Annotated in this window: 23 protein-coding genes; 9 read left to right on the top strand and 14 right to left on the bottom strand. The window is 74.0% G+C overall.

Features of this window, described 5'->3' with window-relative positions; all coding sequences use genetic code 11:
* The first annotated feature begins 146 nt into the window (after positions 1 to 146).
* The 7 genes from ABT025_RS01650 to ABT025_RS01620 are packed head-to-tail and all read left to right on the top strand — an operon-like array spanning position 147 to position 8,197.
* The gene (locus ABT025_RS01650; protein ID WP_350988621.1) at positions 147 to 1,424 is read left to right on the top strand and encodes an ADP-ribosylglycohydrolase family protein; all 1,278 of its coding nucleotides are present in this window, start codon (positions 147 to 149) and stop codon (positions 1,422 to 1,424) included.
* Entirely contained in the window at positions 1,421 to 2,803 is a 1,383-nt protein-coding gene (locus ABT025_RS01645; protein WP_350988619.1) for an ADP-ribosylglycohydrolase family protein, read from the top strand. Before ABT025_RS01650 ends, ABT025_RS01645 begins: the two co-directional genes overlap by 4 nt.
* The gene (locus ABT025_RS01640) at positions 2,730 to 3,932 is read left to right on the top strand and encodes an ADP-ribosylglycohydrolase family protein (RefSeq protein ID WP_350988617.1); all 1,203 of its coding nucleotides are present in this window, start codon (positions 2,730 to 2,732) and stop codon (positions 3,930 to 3,932) included. The genes ABT025_RS01645 and ABT025_RS01640 overlap by 74 nt, the downstream gene beginning before the upstream one ends.
* The gene (locus ABT025_RS01635; protein WP_350988609.1) at positions 3,929 to 5,311 is read left to right on the top strand and encodes an ADP-ribosylglycohydrolase family protein; all 1,383 of its coding nucleotides are present in this window, start codon (positions 3,929 to 3,931) and stop codon (positions 5,309 to 5,311) included. Before ABT025_RS01640 ends, ABT025_RS01635 begins: the two co-directional genes overlap by 4 nt.
* On the top strand, positions 5,308 to 6,192 hold the full coding sequence (rbsK, locus tag ABT025_RS01630; protein ID WP_350988607.1) for a ribokinase: 885 nt from the start codon (positions 5,308 to 5,310) through the stop codon (positions 6,190 to 6,192). The genes ABT025_RS01635 and rbsK overlap by 4 nt, the downstream gene beginning before the upstream one ends.
* Positions 6,189 to 7,388 (top strand): CaiB/BaiF CoA transferase family protein, encoded by a 1,200-nt coding sequence (locus tag ABT025_RS01625; protein ID WP_350988605.1) that lies wholly within the window; start codon positions 6,189 to 6,191, stop codon positions 7,386 to 7,388. The genes rbsK and ABT025_RS01625 overlap by 4 nt, the downstream gene beginning before the upstream one ends.
* Positions 7,385 to 8,197, top strand: coding sequence for an HpcH/HpaI aldolase/citrate lyase family protein (locus ABT025_RS01620; RefSeq protein WP_350988603.1), 813 nt, complete (start codon positions 7,385 to 7,387; stop codon positions 8,195 to 8,197). Before ABT025_RS01625 ends, ABT025_RS01620 begins: the two co-directional genes overlap by 4 nt.
* 285 nt (positions 8,198 to 8,482) lie before the next feature.
* On the opposite strand, the gene lgt is transcribed toward ABT025_RS01620, so the two are convergent.
* The 11 genes from lgt to hisI all read right to left on the bottom strand — a co-directional run bounded on the left by lgt (position 8,483) and on the right by hisI (position 17,594).
* Positions 8,483 to 9,490, bottom strand: a complete 1,008-nt coding sequence (gene lgt / locus ABT025_RS01615) for a prolipoprotein diacylglyceryl transferase (RefSeq protein ID WP_350988601.1) — start codon at positions 9,488 to 9,490, stop codon at positions 8,483 to 8,485.
* A 155-nt stretch (positions 9,491 to 9,645) separates the two neighbouring features.
* Positions 9,646 to 10,473 (bottom strand): DsbA family protein, encoded by an 828-nt coding sequence (locus ABT025_RS01610; protein ID WP_350988599.1) that lies wholly within the window; start codon positions 10,471 to 10,473, stop codon positions 9,646 to 9,648.
* A gap of 76 nt (positions 10,474 to 10,549) precedes the next feature.
* Positions 10,550 to 11,362 carry a tryptophan synthase subunit alpha gene (trpA, locus tag ABT025_RS01605; protein WP_350988597.1) on the bottom strand — a complete coding sequence of 271 codons (813 nt, stop codon included), beginning with the start codon at positions 11,360 to 11,362 and terminating at the stop codon, positions 10,550 to 10,552.
* A complete protein-coding gene (trpB, locus tag ABT025_RS01600; protein ID WP_350988595.1) occupies positions 11,359 to 12,645 on the bottom strand; it encodes a tryptophan synthase subunit beta in 1,287 nt (428 codons plus the stop codon). The genes trpA and trpB overlap by 4 nt, the downstream gene beginning before the upstream one ends.
* A 138-nt stretch (positions 12,646 to 12,783) precedes the next feature.
* Positions 12,784 to 13,002 carry a tryptophan biosynthesis modulator TrpM gene (gene trpM / locus ABT025_RS01595; protein WP_502971873.1) on the bottom strand — a complete coding sequence of 73 codons (219 nt, stop codon included), beginning with the start codon at positions 13,000 to 13,002 and terminating at the stop codon, positions 12,784 to 12,786.
* A gap of 8 nt (positions 13,003 to 13,010) precedes the next feature.
* A complete protein-coding gene (trpC, locus tag ABT025_RS01590; RefSeq protein WP_350988593.1) occupies positions 13,011 to 13,820 on the bottom strand; it encodes an indole-3-glycerol phosphate synthase TrpC in 810 nt (269 codons plus the stop codon).
* Positions 13,821 to 13,935: 115 nt separating this feature from the next.
* Entirely contained in the window at positions 13,936 to 14,505 is a 570-nt protein-coding gene (locus tag ABT025_RS01585; protein WP_350988591.1) for a DUF2752 domain-containing protein, read from the bottom strand.
* A gap of 80 nt (positions 14,506 to 14,585) precedes the next feature.
* A complete protein-coding gene (locus tag ABT025_RS01580; protein WP_326663320.1) occupies positions 14,586 to 14,834 on the bottom strand; it encodes an HGxxPAAW family protein in 249 nt (82 codons plus the stop codon).
* A 130-nt stretch (positions 14,835 to 14,964) separates the two neighbouring features.
* On the bottom strand, positions 14,965 to 15,624 hold the full coding sequence (locus ABT025_RS01575; protein ID WP_350988589.1) for a TIGR02234 family membrane protein: 660 nt from the start codon (positions 15,622 to 15,624) through the stop codon (positions 14,965 to 14,967).
* Between the two features lie 87 nt (positions 15,625 to 15,711).
* On the bottom strand, positions 15,712 to 17,199 hold the full coding sequence (locus tag ABT025_RS01570; RefSeq protein WP_350988587.1) for an anthranilate synthase component I: 1,488 nt from the start codon (positions 17,197 to 17,199) through the stop codon (positions 15,712 to 15,714).
* Positions 17,200 to 17,210: 11 nt separating this feature from the next.
* On the bottom strand, positions 17,211 to 17,594 hold the full coding sequence (gene hisI, locus ABT025_RS01565; RefSeq protein ID WP_311312946.1) for a phosphoribosyl-AMP cyclohydrolase: 384 nt from the start codon (positions 17,592 to 17,594) through the stop codon (positions 17,211 to 17,213).
* Positions 17,595 to 17,678: 84 nt separating this feature from the next.
* Here hisI and ABT025_RS01560 point away from each other — a divergent pair, with 84 nt between their 5' ends.
* Complete coding sequence (locus tag ABT025_RS01560; protein ID WP_350988585.1) at positions 17,679 to 18,311, top strand: TIGR03085 family metal-binding protein; 633 nt, start codon at positions 17,679 to 17,681, stop codon at positions 18,309 to 18,311.
* A 165-nt stretch (positions 18,312 to 18,476) separates the two neighbouring features.
* On the opposite strand, the gene ABT025_RS01555 is transcribed toward ABT025_RS01560, so the two are convergent.
* From ABT025_RS01555 to ABT025_RS01545, 3 genes are all read right to left on the bottom strand, one after another.
* Entirely contained in the window at positions 18,477 to 20,081 is a 1,605-nt protein-coding gene (locus ABT025_RS01555; RefSeq protein WP_350988583.1) for a sodium/solute symporter, read from the bottom strand.
* 824 nt (positions 20,082 to 20,905) lie between these two features.
* The gene (locus tag ABT025_RS01550) at positions 20,906 to 22,288 is read right to left on the bottom strand and encodes a PucR family transcriptional regulator (protein WP_350988581.1); all 1,383 of its coding nucleotides are present in this window, start codon (positions 22,286 to 22,288) and stop codon (positions 20,906 to 20,908) included.
* 316 nt (positions 22,289 to 22,604) lie between these two features.
* Entirely contained in the window at positions 22,605 to 25,802 is a 3,198-nt protein-coding gene (locus ABT025_RS01545; protein WP_350988579.1) for a helix-turn-helix transcriptional regulator, read from the bottom strand.
* 153 nt (positions 25,803 to 25,955) lie between these two features.
* Here ABT025_RS01545 and ABT025_RS01540 point away from each other — a divergent pair, with 153 nt between their 5' ends.
* Complete coding sequence (locus ABT025_RS01540; RefSeq protein WP_350988577.1) at positions 25,956 to 26,732, top strand: alpha/beta fold hydrolase; 777 nt, start codon at positions 25,956 to 25,958, stop codon at positions 26,730 to 26,732.
* The last annotated feature ends 81 nt before the right edge of the window (positions 26,733 to 26,813 follow it).

Raw genomic sequence — 26,813 nt, 5'->3', positions numbered from 1 at the left:
ATCGCATAGGTACGCCTTGCCTTGCTGTCCGAAGGCCGTCATCCGAGTGGCCCTTTTGTGGTGATAATCGGCCTCTGTCGCGGCTCCGCGTGGCACAGATCCCACAGGGACGAGAACTGGCTCGGTACGAGCGAAGGGTCGACGCGATGGAGCTGACCGCAGGAAATCCGGCAGAGCCGCGGACGAACGGTGCGCGGGCGGCGGCGGTACGCGGGGCTCCGGACCCGGCCGGACCGGCCCGGGGCAGCCTCGGCGACCGGGCCAGAGGTGCGCTGCTGGGGCTCGCGGTCGGCGACGCGCTGGGCGCGCCCGCGGAGAACATGCGGCCCTCCGAGATCCGCCGCCGCTGGGGCCGGATCGAGGGCTTCGTCAGCGACGACCCTGCGGGCACGGACGACACGGAGTACGCGATCTTCTCCGGGCTGCTGCTGGCCCGGCACGGTTCGGCGCTGACCGTCACCCATGTCGAGCGGGCCTGGCACCTGTGGATCGCCGATCTGGACGAGGGGCCGTTCCGCGGCGCCGGTTTCAGCGAGCGGGGCACGCTGGAGAACCTGCGCCGGGGCCTGGCCGCTCCGATCTCCGCCCAGCACCGGCACGCCTGGAGCGACGGCCTGGCGATGCGGGCGGCCCCCTTCGGCGTCTTCGCGGCGGGCCGGCCCGCGGAGGCGGCGCGGCTGGTGGCGGTGGACGGGCGGGTCAGCCATGACGGCGAGGGCATCTACGGCGGCCAGGCGGTGGCGGCCGGGGTGGCGGCCGCGATGACGGGGGCCGGGGTCACCTCCGTGATCGCCGCCGCGCTCTCCGTCGTACCGATGGACTCGTGGACGGCACGCTCGCTGCGCCGGGCGGTGACGGCCGCGCAGCACCCGTATCCCGACCGCCTCACGAGGGAGAGGGCGGTGCGCTCGGCCGTCGTCATCGGCGGATACCCGTGGACGGACCTGGCGCCGGAGGCGGTCGGCCTGGCCTTCGGCGCGTTCGCGGCGGCGCGCGGGGACTTCCGTACGGCAGTGCTGACCGCGGTCAACATGGGCCGCGACGCCGACACGACCGCCGCGGTGGCGGGCGCCCTGGCCGGAGCGCTGCAGGGCGCGTCGGCCATCCCGCGCAACTGGGCGGACGCGATCGGCCCGGTCCGCGGCAGCTGTCTCCCGTCGATGCGCGGCTATCACGTCCTGGACATCGCGGAACTACTCACTCCGGACGAGCCGGACGAGCGCGGCGGCGACGAACAGGACAGGGACGAGCAGCGCGGGAACGAGCAGGCCCGGGACGAGCAGGCACAGGACCGCCACGCACGGGACCAGCAGGCACGCGACGAGCAATCCCGCGACCGGCAAGCACGGAGTGGTCCGCCCGAACCGGGGTTCCCTACGGGCGACGCACCCGCCCACGCCCCCGGAACGGCGGTGCTGCGATGACCACGGCAAGGGATGCCTCCCGTACCGCGCACCCCGGCGGCACCACGCATCCGGACGACGCGCGCGAACACTCCGGCGGCGAGCGGCTGCGGGAGGTGGCGCGCGGCGAGACCGGCCGGGGCGCCGGCCACGCGGCCCCGGACCTCTCCCCCGTCGGCCGGCCGGCCGCACCGCGCCGGGCCCGGATCGAGGGGCTGCTGCTCGGGCTGGCCTCCGGGGACGCCGCCGGATGGCCGGCCGCGCGGCACCGGGCGGCCCGGATGCCGGAGTGGACCCGGCGCCTGACCCGCGAGCTCGACACCTTCGCCGAGCAGAACGCGACCACCACGCTGCCCGTCCCCATCGCGCTCAACCAGCCGCCCGAACCCCTGCGGCTCGGCCCGTCCGACGACGCCGAATGGGCGGCCTTCGCCGCCGGAACCGTGCTCACCTCGGCGGCGGGCGCGCTGCAGGGCCTCTCCCCCGGACGCCGGATGCGCGCCGCCGTGGACGCCGCCTGGAACGCGCTCGCCGCCGAGGTCGCCGCGGCGGCCGCGCGGGCGCCCGAGGTCGAGTCGGCGGTCCTGCCCCTGCGGGCCCGGATCTCGGTCCGGGCCGGGCTCGGCAACCTCGCCGCCGGGCTCCGCCCGCCCGCCACCGGGCACGACAACCCGCACTACTTCGACGACGCGGCGTGCGTGCGGGCCGCCGTGCTGGCCGTCGTGCACCCCGGCGACCCCGAGGCCGCGGCCGACCTCGCGGAGTTCGACGCGCGCTACACCCAGGACGGTGACGGGGTGCACGGGGCTCGGGCGATGGCCGCCGCGATCGCCGAGGCACTCGGCGGCGCGGACGTGGACACCGCCGTGAACGCCGCGCTCGCCCAGCTCCCCGAGGGCACCGAGATCGCCCGCAACGCCGCCCACGCGGTCCGCATCGCCCGCGACTTCGCCGGTGAGCGGGCCGGGGCGTTCGCCCTCGTACCGGTGCTGGAGCATCAGATCGTCGACCACGTCTACAGCTACGGGATCGCCGCCGCCGAAACCGTCCCCGTCGCCCTCGCCCTGGCCACCGCGGCCCGCGGCGACATCGCGCAGGCGGTGCCGTCGGCGGCCTGCCTGTCCCGGGTCGCCGACTCGGCGCCCGCACTGGCCGGGGCGCTCACCGGGGCGCTGGGCTCGATCGCCTCCGTGCCCGACGGCTGGCGCGAGGCGTGCCGCACCCTGGCGGGGTGCGCGCTGCCCCGTTTCGCGGGCACGGATCTGATCGAACTCGCCGGGCTGCTGGCAGACACGGAACCGGTCCCCCCGGGTGGACAATTCGGGCATGACATCCACAGCGCCCACGGCGCCCACGAGGTCCGCACCCCCCACGACGCCCGCGGCGCCCACCCTCGATGAACGGATCGCGGGCGCGCTCGTCGGCGCAGCCGTCGGCGACGCCCTCGGCGGTCCGGTCGAGGGCCGGTCCCCCGAGCAGATCGTGGCCCGCCACGGCGGGCGGATCACCGGCGTCGTCGGCCCCTGGGACGGCGACGACTGGCGCACCGCACGCCCCATCGCGCCGTACCACAAGGGCGACGGGCACGTCACCGACGACACCTTGATGACCCATGCGCTGGTGCGGGTGTACGACAAGGTCCGCGGCCGTCTCGACGCGTACGCCGTCGCCGAGCACCTCGTACCGGAACTGATCTCGAATCCCCGTTGGATCCCGGAGCTGGAGGCCGAGGCGCTGCCGCTCCAGCGGATCTTCCTCGCCGAGAAGTGGATCGTCGCCCGGCTGCACTACGGCCACGTCGACCCGCGCGAGGCGGGCACCGGAAACATCGTCAACTGCGGGGCGGCGATGTACATGGCGCCGGTGGGCCTGGTGAACGCGGCCCATCCGCAGGCCGCGTACGCCGAGGCGCTGGATGTCGCGGGGGCCCATCAGTCCAGTTACGGCAGGGAGGCCGCAGGCGTGTTCGCTGCCGCGGTCGCCGCGGCCTGCACGCCCGGGGCGACGCCCGCGAGCGTCGTCGAGACGTGTCTGTCACTGGCCAAGGACGGGACCGGGGCCGCGATCGAGGCGGTCTGCGAGACCGCCGTCCGGCATCGGGACTTCGAGTCGGCGATCGCCCCGCTGCGGGAGGCCGTCGCCCCGTTCGACACGGTCGGCCCCGACTACCGTGCACCGTCGCTCGGCGCCCGCCGCCCGTCCCGGCTGCACGCCATCGAGGAACTTCCGGTCGCCCTCGGGATGCTGCTGGTCGCGGACGGGGACTACCGGCAGACGGTGCTCGGTTCGGTCAACTACGGGCGGGACTGCGACTCGATCGCCACGATGAGCGGCGCGATCGCGGGAGCTCTGTACGGCGAACGGGCGATCCCGGCGGACTGGGTGCGGACGGTCGGTGAGGCCAGCCGGCTCGATCTGCACGCCCCCGCCCGCACCCTGGCCGAGGTCGCCCGCGAGGTGTTCGCGCACGACACGGCCCGCCGCCGCGCCCACGAGGCCGCCTTCGCCACACTGGCGGGCCGGCCATGACCGCGACGGTGCGGGCCACCTGGGTCCAGCCCGAGGACCTCGTCGGGCACGAGCTGCGGCAGGCGGCAGAGGACGGGCGGGACGCCCGGGACATCGAGCGCCGGTGGTACGAGGCCGGCGGCTCGCCCGCCCCGGACCGCGCGGGTGCCTCGGAGCCCCCGGCGTCTCCCGGACTGCGCGCGGTCGCCGGGCATCTGCTGGACGAACTCGCCCTGCTGGAGTCGCCGCTGGCCGACGACGAGCCGACCGGCCTCGACGCGATCCGGGCCGCCTGCCCCCAGTGGCCGCACCCGCGCACGGAGCCGTCAGCCGTGGACCGCGAGCGGCTGCACGCGGCGTGGCTGGGCCGCGCCGCCGGGTGTCTGCTGGGCAAACCGGTCGAGAAGCTGCCGCTGGAGGGCATCCGCGCCCTGGCCCGCGCCACCGGCAACTGGCCGCTGAGCACCTGGTTCACCGCCCGCGGCCTGCCCCCGGCCCTGGCCGCCACCTATCCCTGGAACCGCCGTTCCAGGGCGACGTCCCTGGCCGAGAACATCGACGGCATGCCCGAGGACGACGACCTCAACTACCCCCTGCTCACCGTGTTGTTGCTCCAGCGGTACGGCAACTCCTTCACCACCGCCGACCTGGCCGGGCTCTGGCTGGAGGAGCTTCCGGCCGGCCGGACGTTCACCGCCGAGCGGGTCGCGTACCGCAATCTGCTCGACGGCATCGAACCGCCTGACACCGCCGGACACCGCAATCCGTTCCGGGAGTGGATCGGGGCGCAGATCCGCGCCGATGTGCACGGCTGGACCCATCCCGGCGACCCCGCGGCGGCAGCGGAACAGGCCCACCGCGACGCGGTCCTCACCCACACCGGGAACGGGGTGTACGGCGCGATGTTCACCGCGGCGGCGCTGGCCGAGGCGGCCGGGGGCGAGGCCGATGTGCACGGGTGCCTCGGCGCCGGTCTGCGGGTGGTGCCCCCGGGCTCGCGGTTCGCGCGGGCCGTACGGGACGGCATCGCGTCGGCCCGCGAGGAGGAACGTTTCGATACGGTCGTCGACCGGTTGCACGCGAGGTACGGCAGGTATCACTGGGTGCATGTGCTGCCCAACGCGGCTCTGCTCGCCGCCGCCCTCACCCACGCCGACGGCGACTTCACCGGCTCGATCTGCCGTGCGGTGTCGGGCGGCTGGGACACCGACTCCAACGGGGCGACCGCCGGTTCCCTCGCCGGTCTGCTGGCCGGGCGGCCGGACGCGCTGCCCGACCGGTGGACCACCCCGCTGAAGAACCGGCTCGCCACGTCCGTCCCCGGTTTCGACTCGGTCGGCTTCGACACCCTCGCCGACCTGACCCACCGGCTCACCCACGAGGAGGCACTCCGCCCATGACCAGAGTCGCGGTGCTCGGCAGCACCAATATGGATCTTGTGGCCTACGTCGACCGGGCCCCGGAGCGCGGGGAGACCGTCACCGGGCGGGAGTTCCGCACCATTCCCGGCGGCAAGGGCGCCAACCAGGCCGTCGCGGCCGCCCGCGCGGGCGGTGACGTGATGATGATCGGCGCGGTGGGCGACGACGAGTACGGCCTCCGGATGCGGGAGAACCTGGAACAGTCGGGCGTCGACACCGATCTCCTGCACACCGCTGAAGGCCCCAGCGGCACCGCGCACATCGTGGTCGACGCCAAGGGCTCCAACGCGATCGTCGTGATCCCCGGTGCCAACGGCACCGTCACCTCGCTCGGCCCGGGCGAGATCGCCGCGATCGCCGGTGCCGATCTGCTGCTGCTCCAGCTGGAACTGCCGATGTCCGCCGTGATCGAGGGGGCCCGGGCCGGTCATGCCCAGGGGGTGCGGACGGTCCTCACCCCGTCCCCCGTGCAGGATCTGCCCGCCGAGCTCCTCGACAGTGTCGATCTGCTGATCGCCAACGAGCACGAGGCGGCCGAGCTGTCGGGGCACGCCGAACCGCACGCTGCGGCCGAGATCCTGCTCAGCCAGGTGCCCGCGGTCGTCATCACGCTCGGCTCGAAGGGCTGCCTGTACGCGGCACGGGGCAGCCGGACCGTTCACTTCCCCGCCCCCGACGTGACCGCCGTCGACACCACCGGCGCCGGGGACACCTTCGTCGGAACGCTCGCCGTGGCGCTCGGCGAGGGGCGGCCGGTGCCGCAGGCCCTCGCCTGGGCCTCGTCGGCCGCCGCGCTCTGTGTGCAGAAGCCCGGCGCCTCGGTCTCCATGCCGTACCGCAGCGAAATCGACGCCGCATGAGCGCGCCGGGAGCACCGCCCCTGACCGGGCTGCGCGTCATCGATCTCGCCACGCTGTTCGCAGGCCCCCTCTGCGCCACCGTGCTGGGTGATTTCGGCGCCGACGTGATCAAGGTCGAGCATCCGGCCAAGCCCGATCCGTCCCGGGGGCACGGGCCCACGAAGGACGGCATCGGGCTGTGGTGGAAGCTGCTCGGCCGCAACAAGCGCAACCTCACGCTCGACCTGTCCTGCCCGGGCGGCCGCGATCTGTTGCTGCGGCTCGCCGCCGACACCGACGTGATCATCGAGAACTTCCGGCCGGGCACGCTGGAACGGTGGGGGCTCGGGCCCGCGGAGTTGCACGCCGTCAACCCGCGGCTGGTGCTGGTCCGGGTAACGGGCTTCGGCCAGTCCGGCCCCTACGCCCACCGGCCGGGCTTCGGGACGCTCGCGGAGGCGATGAGCGGGTTCGCGGCGATCACCGGGGAGCCGGACGGCCCTCCGACGCTGCCGCCGTTCGGTCTCGCCGACTCGATCGCGGCGCTCGCCACGTCGTTCGCCGTGATGGCGGCGCTGGCCGGCCGGGACCGCACTGGCGTGGGCCAGGTCGTCGACATGGCGATCATCGAGCCGATCCTGACGGTGCTCGGCCCGCAGCCGCTCTGGTACGACCAGCTCGGCTACGTCCAGCCGCGCACCGGCAACCGTTCGCGCAACAACGCCCCGCGCAACACGTACCGCACCTCCGACGGGCAGTGGGTGGCCGTCTCCACCTCGGCGCAGTCCATCGCGGAGCGCGTGATGCGCCTGGTGGGCCGGGCGGAGCTGATCGACGAGCCGTGGTTCGCGTCCGGGACCACCCGGGCCGAGCACAGTGACGAGCTCGACGAGGCGGTCGGCAACTGGGTCGCGCGGCACACCCGGGACGACGCGATCTCCGCGTTCGAGAAGGCGGAGGCCGCCATCGCGCCGATCCACGACATCCGGGACGTGATGGAGGACCCGCAGTACCGGGCCCTGGACTCCATCACGGAGGTCGACGACCCGGAGCTGGGCCCGCTGCGGATGCAGAACGTCCTCTTCCGGCTCTCCGGAACGCCCGGAGGGATCCGCTGGGCGGGGCGGCCGCACGGGGCGGACACCGAGGAGATCCTCACCGGGCTCGGGCTGAGCGTCGCGGAGATCGAGGCCCTGCGGGCGGAGCGTGTCCTGTGACCGCCGAGACACCGCTGACCTGGCTGTACGTCCCCGGCGACCGGCCGGACGTGGTGCGCAAGGCACGTGGTTCCGGGGCGGACGTGGTGATCGTCGACCTGGAGGACGCGGTCGCCCCCGACCGCAAGGAGTACGCGCGGTCGGCCGCCGTCGAGCTGCTCTGCGAACCGGCCTCCCCCACCACGGCGCCGGTCCATGTCCGTGTCCACACGGAAGCGGACGTCCTGGCCCTGGCCGGGCTGCCGGGCCTCGCCGAACTGAGGCTGCCGAAGATCACCCACGCGGCGTCCGTCCACCACATCGCGGCCCTGGCCCCCGGGGTGCCCCTCTGCCCGCTGCTGGAGTCGGCGCTCGGCATCGAGCACGCGTACACGGTGGCGTCCGCCCATCCCCAGGTGCGCTCCATCGGCCTGGGCGAGGCGGACCTGCGGGCGGATCTGGGGGTACGGGACGATGCGGGGCTCGACTGGTCGCGCAGCCGGGTGGTGGTCGCCGCCCGGGCGGCCGGGCTGGCCCCGCCCACCCAGTCGGTGTTCCCCGACGTCCTCGACCTGGACGGGCTGTGGGCGTCCTGCGCCCATGGGCGGGCGCTCGGTTTCCTCGGCCGGGCAGCGATCCATCCCCGGCAGCTGCCCGTGATCGAGCGGGCGTTCCGGCCGACGCCGCAGGAGGTCGAGGCGGCTCAGGAGATCGTCGAGGCGGCCCGGGAGCAGGCGGGTGCACTGGCCCTGCCGGACGGCCGCTTCGTCGACGCGGCGGTAGTGGCCCAGGCCCACCGGACGCTGGCCCTCGCCGGGCGGGGGCGGTGAGCGGGGTGCGGTGGCGGGGCGACGGTGAGCGCGCCCGGCCCCGATGACCGCGTCGTCCTCGGCCGCCGGACGGGCTCGGCCCGGTCTGCCGCCCTGCCCGGCGGACCGGGCCCGGCCGAACCGCCGGGCGACCGCGTCCACCACGGCCTGCGGAGATCCCGCGCGGGCCGCGAGATCAAGCCCGTCCGGCGATCGAGGACACCTGCCGACGGTGGGTGTGGCGCACAACGACGAGGGGCCCGCCCAATCGTTCGGCGGGCCCCTCGTGGTCGTTGTTGCGGCGCGTCAGCCCTTGGCCGTCTCCGCCGCGCCGTTCGTCTTCGACTCGCCCACCTCGGGCCCGGCGTCGACAGCGGGCTCGGCATCGGCAGCGGCATCGGCCGACGTCGCGTCGGCGGAAGGCTTCGCCTCACCGGACTCGGACTCCGCGTCCTCGGCGCCTTCGCCGTCAGCCCCTTCCGTGGCCTCGGGCGCCTCGTGCGCCCCCGGCTCGACGATCTCCTCGCGTCCCGGCCGTACCTTCGCCGAGACCACGATGTACACCACCGCCAGCACGAACACGATCAGCGCGGTCCACACGTTCAGACGCAGGCCCAGGATGTGGTGGGCCTCGTCGACGCGCATGTACTCGATCCAGGCGCGGCCCGCGCAGTACGCGGCGACATAAAGCGCGAACGCCCGCCCGTGGCCGAGCTTGAAGCGGCGGTCCGCCCAGATCACCAGGAGCGCCACACCGATGCACCACAGCGACTCGTACAGGAACGTCGGGTGGTAGGTGCCGGCGACCCGGTTGGGGCCCTCGCTGATCTTCAGCGCCCACGGGACGTCGGTGGCCCGGCCGTACAGCTCCTGGTTGAACCAGTTGCCCCAGCGGCCGCAGGCCTGGGCCAGGGCGATACCGGGTGCGAGCGCGTCGGCCCAGGCGGGCAGCGGGATCCCGCGGCGGCGGCAGCCGATCCAGGCACCGACCGCGCCGAGCGCGATCGCACCCCAGATCCCTAGGCCGCCCTGCCAGATCTTGAAGGCGTCGACCCAGTTCTCACCGTCGCTGAAGTACAGCTGGTAGTCGGTGATGACGTGGTAGAGCCTGCCTCCGACAAGGCCGAAGGGCACGGCCCAGACGGCGATGTCGGCAACAGTGCCGGCTCTGCCGCCTCGGGCGACCCAGCGCTTGTTGCCGAACCAGACGGCGACGAAGACACCGATGATGATGCAGAACGCGTAGCCGCGAAGCGGGATCGGTCCGAGATCGATCACGCCGGTCGACGGGCTGGGGATGTAGGCAAGATTCATGGCATCGTCGACGCTACCCTGCCGGGCGGGACGTACGGCAACCCGCCCGACAACGTCTGGGTAACGAGCCGGTCATCGATTCCCCCGGTTGCGCGCCGCTCGGAGCACGGGTGGCGGTGGATGTCCCGCCCGGTCCGAGGCCGTCCGACAGCGTTTCAGGACCCCGACGGAGCGGGTGTGACGGTGCCCGGCTTCTTGCCCTTGTTGGCCTCGGCGACCCACTTCTTCAGGTTGGCCACGGTGATGGGCTCGTCACCCTTCTTGGGGAAGATCGACTCGCCGTTGAGCAGCGCCGTCGGTGTGCCCTGGAATCCGCCCTTCTCGAACGCGGTGTTGGACTTCTCCACCCAGGCATCGTGCGTGCCGTCCTCCACACAGCTGCGGAACGTCGGCGTGTCTAGGCCCTCGACCTTCTTGGACAGCTCGATCAGCTTGCTGTTGTCGCCGAAGGCGTCGTCGGACTCCTGCGGCTGGTTGCTGTACAGGACGTCGTGGTACGCGGGGAACTTGCCGGCGTCCTGGGCGCATGCTGCCGCGTTGGCCGCCTTGAGCGAGCCACTGCCGCCGAGATTGCCGTCGATCAGCGTGGCGAAGTGGTAGTCGACCCTGATCTGCCCGCTCTGCTCCATCTGATGGATGGTGTCGCGGAACGCGGTCTCGAACTGGGCGCAGACCGGGCAGCGGAAGTCCTCCCAGACCGTGAGCGTGGACGGGGCGTCGTCAGCTCCCACCGGAATGGCCAGGCTGTCCTTGCCGGTGGCACCGGACGGCGCCACCGCCGGGCCCGAAGCCTTGTCCTTGTCTCCCTTGCCGCCGGTGTTCGCCGCGATCACGCCGACGACGGCGGCCAGTCCCAGGACCCCCACCACGGCCGCGGAGACGATCAGCGTGCGGCGGCGGCGCTCCTGCGCCCTCGCCTGCTCGCGCTGCTGGATCAGCCGGTCTCGCGCGGCCCTTTTTCCCTCTTGGTTCTTCTCGCTCACACCCGCAGCAACGAACCGGGGAGGCACTCGCGTGCCTCCCCGGTCCCATGTCCACCCATTCGGGTTACGCCAGCTGTCAGCGCTTTCGAACACCTTCGGCCAGATCGGCCGCCAGTGAGCGGACGGCCTCCAGCCCTGCCGCCTCGTCGGGAGCGTCCAGCATCCGCTTGACGAAGGCCGAGCCGACGATGACGCCGTCGGCGAAGCCGGCGACCTCGGCGGCCTGGTCGGCGTCGGACACGCCGAGGCCGACGCAGACCGGGAGGTCGGTGGTGGCGCGGGTGCGCCTCACCAGGTCCTGGGCCTGCTCGCCGACCGAGACACGGGTGCCGGTGACACCCATCAGCGACGCCGCGTAGACGAAGCCGGAGCCGGCCTCCGTGATGGTGGCGAGGCGCTCGTCCTTGCTGCTGGGCGCGACGACGAACACGGTCGCGAGACCGTGCTTGCCGGCGTGCTCGCGCCACAGCGCGGACTCCTGGACCGGAAGGTCGGGCAGGATGCACCCGGCGCCGCCGGCCTCGGCGAGCTCGGTGGTGAAGCGCTCGACGCCGTACCGGTCGATCGGGTTCCAGTACGTCATGACGAGGATCGGGATGCCCGTCGCGTCGTACGCCTCGCGGACCGTACGCATCACGTCGGCGATCCGCACGCCGCCGCGCAGCGCGATGTCGTCGGCGGTCTGGATGACCGGACCGTCGAGCACCGGGTCGCTGTGGGGCAGCCCCACCTCGACGACGTCGGCGCCGCCCGCGACCACGGCCTTGACGGCCTCGATGGCACCGTCCACGGTCGGGAAGCCTGCGGGCAGATACGCGATCAGCGCGGCCCTGTCCTCCGCCCTGGCGGCGGCGATCGTGGTGCTCAGCAGCTCGATGTTGCCGCTCACTTGGCGTCCCCCTCGATCTCCGCGCCGATGCTGTCCGCGTCGGCCTCGACGGCCGCGTCCGTCTCGTACAGCCCGAAGTAGCGCGCGGCCGTGTCCATGTCCTTGTCGCCGCGGCCGGACAGGTTGACCAGGATCAGTCCGTCCTTGCCGAGCTCCTTGCCGACCTCCAGGGCGCCGGCCAGCGCGTGCGCGCTCTCGATGGCCGGGATGATGCCCTCGGTGCGGGAGAGCAGGCGCAGCGCCTGCATGGCCGCGTCATCGGTGACGGCACGGTACTCGCCGCGGCCGATGTCCTTCAGGTAGGCGTGCTCCGGGCCGATGCCCGGGTAGTCCAGACCGGCCGAGATGGAGTACGGCTCGGTGATCTGGCCCTCGTCGTCCTGGAGGACGTAACTGCGCGAGCCGTGCAGGATGCCGGGCTCGCCCGCGGTCAGGGTCGCCGCGTGCTCTCCGGTCTCCACACCGTGGCCTGCGGGCTCGCAGCCGATGAGGCGGACGCCGGCGTCCGGGATGAGGGCGTGGAAGAGCCCGATGGCGTTGGAGCCGCCGCCGACGCAGGCGATCGCCGCGTCCGGCAGCCGGCCGGCCCTTTCCAGGATCTGCCGCCTGGCCTCGACGCCGATCACACGGTGGAAGTCGCGGACCATCGCCGGGAAGGGGTGCGGGCCCGCGACCGTGCCGAAGAGGTAGTGGGTGCGGTCCACGTTGGCGACCCAGTCGCGGAACGCCTCGTTGATCGCGTCCTTGAGCGTGCGGGAGCCGGACTTCACGGCGATGACCTCGGCGCCGAGCATCCGCATGCGCGCCACGTTCAGCGCTTGGCGCTCGGTGTCGATCTCGCCCATGTAGATGGTGCATTCGAGGCCGAAGAGGGCGCAGGCGGTCGCGGTGGCGACGCCGTGCTGGCCGGCTCCGGTCTCGGCGATGACGCGGGTCTTGCCCATGCGCCTGGTGAGCAGCGCCTGGCCCAGCACGTTGTTGATCTTGTGCGAGCCGGTGTGGTTGAGGTCCTCGCGCTTGAGGAAGATCCGCGCGCCGCCGGCGTGCTCGGCGAAGCGGGCGACCTCGGTGAGGGCGCTGGGGCGGCCGGTGTAGTTCACCATGAGCTCGTTGAGCTCGGCGGCGAAGGCCGGGTCGGCCTTCGCCTTGTCGTACTCGACGGCCACCTCGTCCACAGCGGCGACGAGCGCCTCCGGGATGAACTTTCCGCCGTACGCACCGAAGTACCCCTCGGCGCTGGGGATCAGACCCTCCGGGTCCGGAATGAAGAAGTCGGACGACATCTCGACGTGCTCCTCGGCATGGCAGTGAATGGGTTCACCGTATGCGCCGTGAGCGGAGCGCCGCCGCGGCCGTGGGCGGCCGGGCGGTGCGGTCGTGCGGATCCGCCGGTGGGGCGGGGGCGACGGCCGGGGCTCGCTCTACTGCGCGGACCCCGTGCGCCATCGCATGCCGTTGACCTGACCGGGCTCGTCACCGATCACGTACCGCACCCGCCGGCCGTGCACGCGGCGTGCGGGGGCGCGGCAGCCGCGGGGGCGGCAGCCGCGCGCCAGCGGCGCGTGCGGGTCCCGCAGCGGCCGCGCCCCGGCGGGGCGCAGGCCCGGCCGGGGACGGAACGCGGAACAGTCGGCGGACACGGGTGCGGTCAGCTCCGTCCGTGCCTGAGTGCCGGGTGGGCGCCGGCGGCGACCAGGTCGGCGACGGCCGACCGCGGGTCACGGCCGGTGACCAGGGACTCGCCGACCAGCACACCGTCCGCGCCGGCGTTGGCGTACGCGATCAGGTCGTGCGGGCCGCGGACGCCGGACTCGGCGATCTTGACGATGTGGTCCGGGATCTCGGGTGCGACGCGCTCGAAGGTGGAGCGGTCGACCTTGAGGTCCTTCAGGTTGCGGGCGTTGACGCCGATGATCTTCGCGCCGGCGTCCACCGCGCGCTCCGCCTCCTCTTCGTCGTGCGCCTCGACCAGCGGCGTCAGGCCGATGGACTCGGCGCGCTCGATCAGGGAGACGAGGGCTTCCTGGTCGAGGGCTGCGACGATCAGCAGGGCGAGGTCGGCGCCGTAGGCACGCGCCTCCCACAGCTGGTACGAGGTGACGATGAAGTCCTTGCGCAGGATCGGGATGTCGACCTTGGCGCGGACGGCCTCCAGGTCGGCCAGCGATCCGCCGAAGCGGCGCTCCTCGGTGAGGACCGAGATGACGGACGCGCCGCCGGCCTCGTAGTCCGCGGCGAGCGCGGCAGGGTCGGCGATGGCGGCCAGGGCACCCTTGGAGGGGCTGGAGCGCTTGACCTCGCAGATGACGGTCACGCCCTCGCCGCGCAGGGCGGCGACTCCGTCCTTGGCCTGGGGAGCGCGTGCCGCGCGTTCCTTGAGCTCGTCGAGGCTGACGCGCGCCTGCCGCTCCGCGAGGTCGGCGCGAACGCCGTCGATGATCTCGTCGAGCACACTCACGCGAGAGGCCCCCTTCCGGGACGTTGACAAGGGAACAGGATTGGCCCTGCCGATGGTATCCGCAGGAGGCCGATGGGCTCGCATCCGGCCGGTTGATGTCCCACTACCTGGGCATTCACGGCGCCAGCGCCGATCCGAACGGCAGGTTCCGGACCACACCGAAGATCAGCAGTGCGGCTCCGATCCCCCACCAGTGGACCGGCTTCAGGTCGATCCGCAGCGGCCTCCCGGTGACCGCGCGGACCATCCAGAGGGCCCAGAACGCGGCGAAGGCCGCGTAGCCGACGACGGCGACGGCGTTGGAACCGAGCGCCGCCGCGATGTCACCGTGCGCGAAGGCGTGGGCGCTGCGCAGTCCGCCGCAGCCGGGGCAGTAGATGCCGGTGAGCCGGAGCAGCGGGCAGACCGGGTAGTGCCCCGGTTCGTTGGGGTCGACCGTACCGACGTAGGCGAAGGCCCCGACGACGCCGGCCAGAACAGCGGCCGGGGTGGCGATCCGCCGGAGCCGTGAGGCGGGGACGGGAGCACGGGTGGGGGCGGGAGCACTGGTGGGGGCGGGAGCGGGCGGGAAGCCCTGCGCCGGCCCGGCGCCGGGCGTCGGTGGCGGGCCCGTCACCGGCCGGGGGCCCGGTGTCGGCGGGGCGGCGGCCGGAGAAGGCGCGGCGGGGAAAGACGATGCGTCCACTCGGTGATTGTCGCCGCTGACGCGGAAAGGCGCAGCCCGGGCGTGGGCTGCGCCTTGTGCGCGTACGTCCTCAGGACGGGTCAGGAGGTCTGCGCCTGTCCGGCGCGGGCCCTGGCCTCCGCCAGCTCTGCGGACTCCTTCGGCATGCCGAGGCCGGCGGCCTTCATCGCGAGGCCGACGATCCCGCCGACGAAGACGACGACGATTCCGGCCCAGAAGCCGAGGGGGTTGGCCGCGACCATGAAGACGCCCGCGATGCAGAAGCCGATGAAGGCGATGATGACACCGGTCCAGGCGGCCGGGGTGTGTCCGTGGCTGCTGCCCGCCATGAGTTGCTCCTCGTTGGTGTTGCGCTGTTGGTATCGCTCGGGGGCGCCGCACCCGTGCCGCTGTGGGTGCCGCTGTGCTGCGAGCTCACGGCCATTGTCCCGTACGCGCGGGGGCGACGTGAGCTGGGGGTCACGCCTCGCGCGTCGGGTCCTCGCCGCGGTCCAGGGCCTTCCACAGGTCCTCGGGCCGGTCCGGGTCCGGGGTGGTGCGAGGGGCCTTGCGGGGGCGCGGGGTGCCGTCGCGCTCGTACCGGCCGGACATCGTGGGCCAGCGGCGGCCGAAGCGCAGGGCGAGGAGCCCGGCGAGCAGGATCAGCAGGCCGCCGGCCGCGGTGACGTAGGGCCAGGCGGTGTGGCTGAGGGCCTCGATGGTGGCGGAGCTGTCGCCGGTGGACTGCGCGGCCTTCTCGTCGAGTGCGGCGCTGTCCGACGCGCCGAGGTAGGCGCTCAGTGCGGCGCCGAGCCCGCTGAGGGCCAGCAGTCCCGCCACGGCCAGCCGGCCCGAGCCGCGGACGGCGAAGACGGCGACGAGGGCGGCCAGGCCGACTATGGCGAGGGCCGCGGGGAGGCCGGTGACGTCCTGCCCGTCGGCGTTCAGTGCCAGGGTGCCGCCGCCGACGGAGGCCTTGCCCCCGGCCCAGGTCTGCCCGGAGGCGAGCAGGACGACGGTGGCGCCGGCGGCCCCGAGGAGCAGGCCGGCTGCCAGGCTTCGGCGGCTTCCCGCGCTGTCGGGCGCGGCGGCGGCTTCGGCACGGGGCTGGGGTACGGGGACAGCACTCACGTACTCCACTATCCCCTACGGCCCCGGGGTGGCCGTAAGGGCCCCTTGTGCCGGTCGTCCCACGTCCTCTCCCGCTGCCGGTCGCGGGTGAGGCCGTCAGTTGCCGCCGAGCCGGTTCGCGGTGTGCACGGCGCGCAGCACCGCCGCGGCCTTGTTGCGGCACTCGGTGTCCTCGGCGACGGGGTCGGAGTCGGCGACGACACCGGCACCGGCCTGCACGTATGCCGTGCCGTCGCGCAGCAGCGCGGTGCGGATCGCGATGGCGGTGTCGGAGTCCCCGGCGAAGTCGAGGTACCCGACGCAGCCGCCGTACAGTCCGCGGCGGGTGGGTTCGAGCTCCTCGATGATCTGCATGGCGCGCGGCTTGGGAGCGCCGGAGAGGGTGCCCGCCGGGAAGCACGCGGTGAGGACGTCGAAGGCGGTGCGGCCCTCGGCGACGCGGCCGGTGACGGTGGACACGATGTGCATCACGTGGGAGTACCGCTCGACCGACATGAAGTCGACGACCTCGACGCTGCCGGGCTCGCAGACCCGTCCCAGGTCGTTGCGGCCGAGGTCGACGAGCATCAGGTGCTCGGCGCGTTCCTTCGGGTCGGCGAGGAGTTCGTCGGCGAGCGCCTGGTCCTCCTGCGGCGTGGCGCCGCGGTGCCGGGTTCCGGCGATCGGGTGGACCATCGCGCGGCCGTCCTCGACCTTGACGAGGGCCTCGGGGCTGGAGCCCGCGACGTCGAAGCCGTCGAAGCGGAAGAGGTACATGTACGGCGAGGGGTTGGTGGCGCGCAGCACCCGGTAGACGTCCAACGCGCTTGCCGTGCACGGGGTTTCGAAGCGCTGGGAGGGCACGACCTGGAAGGCCTCGCCGGCCCGGATGCGCTCCTTCACGTCCTCGACCGCGTCCTGGTAGGCCTTGCCTCCCCACAGTGCGGTGTACGGCGGGAGTTCGGAGGGCGGCAGGGCGGCCGGGGCGTTCTCGACGGGGCGGCGCAGGTCCTGCTCCATGGCGTCGAGCCGGGCGACGGCGTCGGTGTACGCCTCGTCGACACCGGTGGCCAGGTCGTTGTGGTTGATCGCGTTGGCGATCAGCAGGACGCTGCCGTCCCAGTGGTCGAGAACGGCGAGGTCGGAGGTGAGCAGCATCGTCAGCTCGGGGAGCTTCAGGTCGTCGCCGCCGCTCTCACCGATCTTCTCCAGCCGGCGCACGATGTCGTAGCCGAGGTAGCCGACCATGCCGCCGGTGAAGGGCGGCAGTCCGGATTCCTGGTCGTGCGGGGTGTGCAGGGTCTCGATGGTGGCGCGCAGTGCCTGCAGCGGGTCGCCGTCGACGGGGACGCCTACGGGCGGGGAGCCCACCCAGTGGGCCTCGCCGTCGCGGGTGGTGAGCGTGGCGGCGCTGCGTACACCGATGAAGGAGTAGCGCGACCAGGTGCGGCCGTTCTCCGCGGATTCCAGGAGGAAGGTGCCGGTGCGCTCCCCCGCGAGCTTGCGGTAGAGACCGACGGGGGTGTCCCCGTCCGCGAGGAGCCGGCGGGTGACGGGGATGACGCGCCGGTCGACGGCCAGCTTGCGGAACGTGTCGAGATCCATGGCGGCAGACCCTACTGTCCGAGCGGGAGGACGTCGGCGTCGAAACAGGTGCGGTCGCCCGTGTGGCAGGCGGCACCCGTCTGGTCGACCCTGACGAGGACGGTGTCGGCGTCGCAGTCCAGGGCGACGGACTTGACCTGCTGGATGTGGCCGGAGGTGTCGCCCTTGACCCAGTACTCCTGGCGGCTGCGCGACCAGTAGGTGCAGCGGCCGGTGGTCAGGGTGCGGTGCAGGGCCTCGTCGTCCATCCAGCCGAGCATCAGCACCTCGCCGGTGTCGTACTGCTGGGCGATGGCCGGGACCAGTCCGTCGGCGCCGCGCTTGAGGCGGGCGGCGATGGCGGGGTCGAGGTCGCTGGCGGGCCGGGGGGTGCCGGGCGTGGGCGTGCTGGTCATGTGCCCATTGTGCCGTGGGTACGGAGGGCCTCCCGGCTTGCGTCCACTGGGCGGACTGCGGGTGACGGTCGTACCCTTGCGGGCATGTCGACCCATGCGAAGCGCGAACGACTTCTGCTTGCCGACCTGTTGGAGGCGGTGGGCCCAGAGGCACCGACTCTCTGCCACGGCTGGACGACACGGGAGCTGGCGGCCCATGTGGTGGTACGGGAGCGCCGGCCGGACGCGGCGGCCGGTCTGGTCATCGGACCGCTGAAGAACCGGCGTGACCGGGTCATGACCGAGTTCACCGAGAAGCCGTACGAGGAACTGATCCAGCTCATCCGTACGGGTCCGCCGAGGATGTCCCCGTTCGGGCTGAAGCAGCTGGACGAGGCGGCCAACACGGTCGAGTTCTACGTGCACACGGAGGATGTCCGCCGGGCGCAGCCGGACTGGTCGGCGCGGGAGCTGGACCCGGTGTTCGCCGACGTCCTGTGGTCGCGTACGGAGAAGGCGGCGCGGATCCTGGGGCGGAAGGCGCCGGTGGGGATGGTGCTGCGCCGCCCGGACGGCCAGACGGCGGTCGCGCACCGGGGCACGCCGGTGGTGACGGTGACCGGTGAGCCGGGCGAGCTCCTGCTGTTCGCGTTCGGACGGCAGGACGCGGCACGGGTCGAGCTGGAGGGCGAGCAGGACGCGGTCGGCCGGCTGACGACGGCGAAGCTCGGCATGTAGGGCCGCTCGTTCCGCGCCCTGTCCACCGCGAACCGTTTCCCGCCCTGTCCACCGCGAATCGCTTCGCGCCCTCCCCACCGCGAATCGCTTCGCGCCCCGTCCTGCTGCGCATCGTTTCGCCTCCTGTCCTGCTGCGAGACAACGCGCGCTTCCTTCTGCTGCGCACTATCGCGCAGCGGAAGGTGCGCGGTGCGTGGGCCGGGCCGGCGGAGCGGGCCGCTCCGCCTTCCGGCCGGTGCGGGAGCCGAGGTACCCCAGGAGGAATCCGGCCGGGACCGTGACGAGCCCCGGCGTCTGCAGCGGGAACCAGTGGAAGTCGCGTTGCGGGAACAGCGCGATGTGGGTGCCGGAGAACGCGGGCGAGAACACCATCAGGACCGCGATCAGCGGCAACGTGCCGTAGACCGTCCAGCGCACCCCGCGCGCGTTGAAGCCCGGCCGGAACAGCGCGTACAGCAGGACAGGCGGCAGTACGGAGGCGGCGGCGGCGAACGAGAGCGAGAGCAGCACCTGCGGATTGCGGTCGTGGGTGTACGTGGAGACGTAGACGGAGAGTGCGCCGGTCAGGACGACGGCCAGCCGGGCGCGGAGGATCTCGCGACCGGCTGACCGGTCGGACCGGGCGGCGGTGCGGGACCGGGCCTTCGTCGCGAAGTCGCGGGCGACGGAGGAGGCGGCGGCCAGCGTGATGCCGGCCACCGCGGCCAGTGTGGTGGCGAACACCGCGCAGGCCACGAACGCGAAGAGCAGGCTCTCGCGCGGCCCGTCGGCACCCGGGTCGAGCGCGCCGGTCACCAGCAGCAGCGCGGTGCCGCCCGCCGGGTCCGCGGCCTGAATGATCTTGTGACCGAGCAGGGCGGAGGCGCCGAGGCCGACCACGACGACGCCGGCGCACAGGAAGGCCACCGGGGCCGCCGCCCAGACGGTCGCGCGGCGTACGGTCCAGCTGTCGCGCATCGGGTGCAGCCGCATCATGATGTGCGGCATGCAGGCGGCCCCGAGGACCAGGGTCAGCTGGAAGCCGAGCAGATCCAGGGTGCCGGCGAAGGTGTGGCCGAACTGAAGTCCGGGGCGCGCGTAGGACCCGCCCGCACCGCTGCCCTGCCGGGCGGCGTCGAAGAGGGCGAACGGGTTCCAGCCGTAGCGGGCGAGCACCAGACCGGCGAGCAGGGTCACCGCTGCCAGCACCACGGCGACCTTGACGATCTGGATGTAGCCGGTGCCCCGCATGCCACCGACGGCGGAGTAACAGACCATCAGGGCTCCGCTGGCGACGGTGCAACTGGTGAGCGCTCCGTCGGGCAGCCCGAACACGGAGGCCATGACCCGGCCCGCGGTGGCGAGTTGGACCAGCAGCAGAGGGGCCAGGACGACCAGAGTGGTGATGCCCAGGGCGCGGCGTACGGTCGGGTCGCCGAGCCGGTCCGCCAGGAAGTCGCCGAGGGTGAACACGCCCTTGCGGCGCATCGGTTCGGCCAGGATCCGCATGACCAGGACGAGGGAGGCCACCGTGGCGACGGCGAAGAGAACGCCGTCGAAGCCGGCGAGCGCGACGGAGCCTGTGGTGGAGAGCAGGGTGGCGGCCGAAATGTAGTCACCGGCGATGGCCAGCCCGCTCCCGGCCGGGCCGAGGGCGGAGCCGCCGCCCGCGTAGAAGTGCTCCGGGTCGTCCTGGTCCGCCGCGGCCAGCCCGCACAGCAGCAGCGAAACGGCGACGAAGCCGAGGAAGACGACCACGGCCAGCGACCGGGCGTCGAAGCCGCCGCTCACCGACGCGGACCCGGGGCCGGGACGTGCGTGGCTGCGGGTGCGCAGGCGCTCGCGCGGGCGCAGGCCCGGGCGCGAGGCGTGCGAGGTGTCGGGCGCTCAGAAGACATGCCGGTTACGGCATCAGCCCTCCGGGTCCGCGTACAGCGGGCGGAGCGGGGGCGCTGCGCGAGTACAGCAGGTACGGGCGAGAACTGTGCGCGAGCACATCCTCGGCCTGTGGGCATGTGGGGTGGCGGACCTGTGGGGTGGCGGACCTGTGGGGTGGCGAGGTGACGAGGGGGTGGGTGGGGCGCCTGGGGCCACGGAGGGTGGGAACCCTGACCGCGGAGGGGTGAGTGGGCGCGCCCACGGCCACGGGACGACGGCGAGCGCCCACCCACGAGGGAGGCGGCGGGCTCAGGTGCGCCCGCCCCGCACCCCGCCCCGCACCCCGCCCCGCCCCGCACCCGCCGCGGTCCGTGGTGGGCACCGTCCCCTGCCTTCCGGACGCCCGGAAGGCAGGGAGAAGAGCGCGCTCCGGGGGCCGCCGGCCGAGGCGGGCCGACGGACGAGAGGGTGCACTCCCGGCCGCAGACCGCAGGCGGACCGGCCGAAGGCGGGGCGCACTCCCGGCCGCCGGCCGAACGCGGGCCGACGGACGAGAGGGTGCACTCCCGGCCGCCGGCCGAAGACGGACCGACGGACGAGAAGACGCACTCCCGGCCGCCGGCCGAAGACGGACCGACGGACGAGAAGACGCACTTCCGGCCGCCGGCCGAAGGCGGACCGACGGAAGGCGGGCCGCACTCCCGGCCGAAGGCCGACCGGCGGGGGCCGTGTGCCTGTCAGCCGGGCAGCAGGCGGCGGGCCGCCAGGGCGAGGGAGACCTCGACCGCGTCGGACGGGCGGGTGAGACAGCGTCCGGTCAGCTGCTCGAAGCGGCGCAGCCGGTTCAGGACCGTGTTGCGGTGGCAGTAGAGCCGGGCCCCCGCCCGCTGCGCGGAACCGTCCGAGTCGAGCCATGCCGTGAGCGTCTCGATGATCACGTCTCGGTCGGCCGGGTCCAGCCGGTCGAGTGGCCCCAGCACCCGCGCGGCAAGCGCCGAGCCGAGTCCCGGGGACGAGACGACCAGGGCGGCGGGCAGCTGCTCGTCGAGCAGGACGACCCCGCCCGCGGCCGGGCAGGCCCGCAGGGCGGTCTCGGCGAGCCGCCGGGCGTCCCCGAGTGCCGCCAGCCCCACGACGACGGAGCTGATGCCGACCCGGGCTCCCGGCGGGGCGCACAACCCGGCGGCCAGCGCGGCAAGTTCCGCGTCCCCGTCGACAGCGCCGGCAGCTGCGTCGGGCGGCCCCTCGTGCCCCTCCGCGGTCGCGGATCCGGTGGCCGCCTCGGTGAGCGGTGCGACGGGTTGCGCCGCCCCCTCGCACCTGGCCAGCGGCAGGATCGCGAACTCCGCGTCCGGGCCCGGATGCCAGAGCGCGTCCGTCCCGGCGGGCAGCGTCATCGGTGGCTGCGCGGCGCCGTGCGGGGCACGGCGGGCGGTGGAGACCGCGAGCACCGCATACCTGCCGTGCTCCGGCAGCTCCAGCATCGCGGCGGCGTCCGGCAGTTCGGCGATCTGCGCGGTGCCGTCCAGCAGCGCCGCCGTCATCAGGCGCTGCCGGTTCTCGCGCCGCCAGGCCAGCCGGCGTTCGGTCTGCCGGTAGGCGTCCGCGACGACACCGCAGTGCTCGTCCACGAAGTTCCAGACGTCCGCCGCGACATGCACCAGCAGTCGGATGTCCTCGGGGTGACGGCGCGCGGTGTCGTCCACCAGGTCCTGCCAGACCATCGCACCGCCCATCCGGAAGGCGTGCAGAACCGCGTCGAGCGGCAGGCCCTGCTCGGCCCGGACCTCACCGATCCGCCGGGAGGTGCGGTGCGCCGCGTCCCGGAACTCCCGGGGCTGGATCAGCGATCCGACGTTGTGCCGCAGCGAGTGGTGCACCTCCTGCCAGATCTCCGCCGCGTCGGCCTCGATGGCCGAGCGGTAGGCGGGTTCCTGCTCGCGCAGCGCCTCGACGAGCCGGTCCGTCAGCTCCGGCAGTGCCTCGACCAGCGTCCGGGCAGCCCGGTGCAGTACGGCGACGGCCTCGCGATCGGCCAGCGAACGGAAGCGGCGCGGCATCGGCGCAACGGGGGGCGGCCCGTGCAACGCCCTGACCCGTGAACGTACGACCTGCGGCATGGCGGCCTCCACCGGGATTCGGCCGGCTCCGGAAATCGGCCGGCTCCGGTTCACCCAGCCCGGCGTTGGGCATGAGCACACCGAATCATCCTGACGCCCGCAGAATGGCATACCGCCCGGTCGGTACCTAGGGGTCTGCGGCGTACTTCTCATCACGGTCCTGCAACCTCCCGGACTCGGACACGACTACGGGGCCCCGCCGGGGACCCCGTACGCGCTGTCCCGCAGCCGGGTACGCGCTGTCCCGCAGCCGGTTCCGCCAGGCCCCTCGTCCGGATCAGGCTCGCGGGGTCCGGCCCGGTCCGGAGGGGAGGCCCTAGCGGTCCAGCAGTCTGGCCAGCTCCGTTCTGGACCGCACCCCGAGCGCCGCGAACACATTGCGCAGGTGGTGGTCGACGGTCCGCGTGCTCACCGAGAGCCGCAGAGCCACCTCACGGTTGGTGGCCCCCTCCGCGACGTACCGGGCGATGCGCTGCTGCTGCGGTGTCAGCGCGGCCAGCGGATCCGTGCCCCCGGCCGTGGCCGGGCCCTCCACGGCCTCGCCTGCGGCCCGCAGTTCACCGCTCGCCCGGTCGGTCCAGGCCCGCGCACCGCACCGCTCGAAGGCGACCAGGGCGTCCCGCAGCGGATTCCTGGCCTCCCGGGTGCGGCGGCGCCGGCGCAGCCAGGCCCCGTACAGCAGCTGGGTGCGGGCACGTTCGAAGTCGCCGCCCGCGCGGTCGTGGTGCGCGAGCGCCTCCTCGTACCGGCCGGCGACGTCGGCCTGTGCCGCCAGCAGGGCACGGCAGCGGGCCAGCTGGGCGGGGGCATGGGGGTCCGTGGTGCGCGTGACCCAGACGGCGAACTCCGCCACGGCGTCGGCGACCGGGTCCGCTCCCCTGCCCCGGGCCGCCCGCCCGGCCAGGACGGACGCCTCGACGTAGCACGGTACGGCGAGCATCCGGGTGGCGAAGTGCCCGCGCCGGGGCCCGGGCCGGACGAGCGGGTCGAGCCGGGCCGCGGCCGCGCCGGAGCGCCCCGCCGCAAGGTCCGCGCGGGCGAGTGCCCAGGTGGCCAGGGTCGCGGCCTGGGCGAGTCCGTGCGTTCCGGCCCCCGCGAGGGCCGCGTCGGCATGGGTGGCACAGGACTCCGGGCCGCCCTCGACGGAAGCGGCGAGTGCGAGCACGGCGTGCAGGTGGGCGGCGGTGTTGGGCTGCCCGGTACGCCGGGCGGCGTGCAGGCCCTCCAGCGCGTGGGCGCGGGCGGAGGCATGGCGGCCGGCCCTGAGCTCGGCGTACGCCAGGTGTTCCAGGGCCTGCGGCAGCAGGGCCTCGGGGCCGGCCGCCCGCACGGCGGCCAGGGCCCGGGTCCCCATCCGGCAGGCGGCGTCGACATCGCCCAGGACCAGGGCCGAGACCCCGCCGCGCAGGAGCGCGGCGGGGTCGTGCGCCCGGCCGGCCGAGTCGAGGCAGCGGCGCAGCAGCGCCTGCCCTTCGGCGATGCGCCCGCAGAGCACCGCGCTCATACCGTCGCAGTACTGGGCGAGGGCCGGATCGGACACGGACACCGGGATACGGGTCATGGCGTCGAGGTACGCGAGCGCGTCCCCCATCGCCCAGGCGGCCTCGGCGGCACCGAGATGGGCGTCGAGGGCGCGGCGCGGGTCGTGCGGCGCGAGCAGCGCCGCGGCGGCGAGGAGGACCTCGTGCGCGTCGGCGGCCGGTCCGTCGCGCAGGGCGAGCAGGCCGCGCACCAGATGCGCTCCGTCGTGTGCGGGGCGCGGGCCGATCCGGGCCAGCAGCGCGCGGGCCCGGCCGGAGTCTCCCGCGAGCCGAGTGTGCTCGGCAGCGCCGGCGAACCGGGCGGCGCGGACCGCCTCATCGGCGGAGAGCACCGCCGCACGGGCGAGCGCGGCTGCCCGCTCGGCGTGCGGCCGGGGTGCCACGGCCGCCGCCTCCAGCGCATCGGCCAGTCCGTCGTCGGGCCCTCCGGCGGCACAGGCCCGTTGGACGAGCGCGGGGAGCACGGACGGCCCGGCCGTCATGTGTCCCGGCCCGGACCGGAGGGCTCCCCGCTGAGGGGAGAGTGCCGGCACGGCACAGGTCGCACCGTCACGAGCGGGACCGGAGACGTTGCCGGGTGCGGAACGAGAACCGGAACCGGAAGCGGAAGCGGAAGCAGCCGCGGCATCAGGGGCGGAACCGGTCATGCGGGCGTCACCAGGGCGAAGTCCGGAAGCGGCCGCCCCCCGGCCACCCGGTCGGGAGCCGGAAGCAGCCGCCCCGCCGCCACCCGAACGCGAACCGGAAGCCGTCGTCCCGCCGTCACCCGGACGGAAGCCGGAAGCCGTCATGTACGAGGCACCGGATCCGGTCCAGGGGGAGGCCAGGCCGCCGTAGCCCGTTCCCCCCGCCCCCATGGACCGTCGCAGCGGTCGGCGGACGCGTCCGCCGACGCCGGCCGGGACCGTCGCCAGCAGGTTGGCGAGCAGGCCGTGCACCGCGCGGCGGCGCTGCGGAGAGGCGCGGTGCAGGACCGCCCGGCGCAGCAACGGGTGGCTGAAGTGGATTCGGTCGCCAGCTCGTTGGAGGGCTCCGGCGGTCCCGGCCGGGGTCAGCAGGGCCAGGTCGAGCGCTGCGGGACCGAGGCCGGCCGAGGTGGCCGCGCGGAGCAGGAGGGCCATGTCCGTGCCGGCGCCCTCCGGCTCGTGTTCCTGCGCCGCGGCCGCGATCAGCAGCAGCGTGCGGGTGTCCGGGGGCAGCCCGTCGAGGCGGGCGGCGTGCGCGTCCAGGACTCCTTCGGCGCCGGGCAGCGGATACGGCGGCGGGGTGCGGCCGGCGAGCTGGTCCGGGGTGAGCCGGCCTGCCAGTCCGGCGAGCAGTCGGGGATTCCCGGCCGCCTCCCGGAGGAGTTCGCCGCGGACCACCGGATCGACCTGGTCCGCGGAGTCGGTGATCCGGTCCAGGACGGCCGCCGCCGCGTCGTCGTCGAGGGGGCCGAGCCGTAGCGCGGGCAGCCCCGCGAAGCTCGTCTCGTCACCGGCGCCGATCACCACTGCGACCCGGCTGCCCGCGCCGAGCCTGCGGGCGGCGAAGACGAGGGCATCACGCGAATCGGTATCCCAGGCGTGCGCGTCGTCCACGCACACCAGAAGCGGCTGTTCGGCGCCGAGTTGCCGCAGCAGGGCGAGCAGCGCCGTGGGGGTGATGCCGTCGTGCAGCACCGCGTCGGGCGACAGCGGGAGCGGGCCGGGTGCGGAACAGAGCAGGGCGTGCAGCCCGCTGTACGGGAGCCGCTGCTCGGCGGGGGCCGCGGTGGCGGTCAGGACGGGGCCGGTGCGCCGTTCGTGGTGCGCGGCGACGGCCTTGTCCAGGAGCGCGGTACGGCCGATGCCGGGCAGTGCGGTCAGCACCAGCGCGCTGCCGTCACCCTTGCGCAGCCGCACCAACAGAGTGTCGAGGATGGCGAGTTCACCGCTGCGGCCGTACAGCCGGAGCGGACTGTGCACGGTCGTCGATGGAGTCACAACCGGCACGTTACTTCCGCGTAAACAGTGTCGGAAGATGTGCGTCCGCCCCCGGCCCGCGCCCGGCCGGTTGCGGGGCACCCTCCCAAGGTGAGCCGTGGGTGACTGTGCACGCGCACATCGCGGACCCGGTCTCGCGCGCGCCGCCCGTAACGTCGGGCCATGACTGATGAATTCCGTACGGACGACGGTCTGACTCTGCGCTACCGGTCCTGGTCCCGCGGGCCGCGGGCCGGACTGCCCCCGGTGCTTCTGCTGCACGGTTTCGCCGCCGATGCCCGGCTGAACTGGGAGGGCCCCGGTGTGGTCGAGGCCCTCGTGGCGCGGGGCCGCCACGTCCTCGCGCTCGACGCCCGGGGACACGGTTCGTCGGACAAGCCGCACGACGACGCCCGGTACGGCGAGTCGGTGATGGCCCGGGACGTGAGGCAGCTGATCGACCGCACCGGTGCCGGCGAAGTGCATCTGGCGGGCTACTCGATGGGGGCGGTCGTGGCGCTGCTCGCTGCCGCCGGTGACGAGCGGATCACCCGGCTGGTGGTCGGCGGGATCGGCGCGGGCGCGGTGGAGGTGGGCGGGCTGGACACCCGGGCCATGCCGCCGGAGCTGGTGGCGGCCGCGCTGACGGCCGAGGACGCGGCCGACGCCCCCGAACGCACCCGGGGCTTCCGGATCCTCGCCGACACCACGGGTTCCGACCGGCTGGCCCTCGCCGCACAGATCCGCTCGGTGCACCGGGGCCCACTGCCGCTGGACCGGATCCGGATACCCGCGCTGGTGCTCGCCGGGGCGGACGATCCCCTGGCCGTGCGGCCCGAGGTGCTGGCCGACGCCCTCACGGGGTCACGCCTGAAGGTGCTGCCGGGGAACCATCTCACCGTCGTCCGCGATCCGGGATTCGCCGCCTCCCTCGCCGGATTCCTCACCGAGGACGACTGACGCACCCCGACGGCGAAGGGCCGAGGACCCGGCGGCGAAGGCCGGGGACCCGACGCCGAAGGCCCGGCGCCCAGACACCGA

Origin of the sequence: Streptomyces sp. NPDC002809 (assembly GCF_040295435.1) — a bacterium.
Lineage (GTDB): Bacteria > Actinomycetota > Actinomycetes > Streptomycetales > Streptomycetaceae > Streptomyces.
This window is presented reverse-complemented; position numbering and strand designations above follow the sequence as displayed.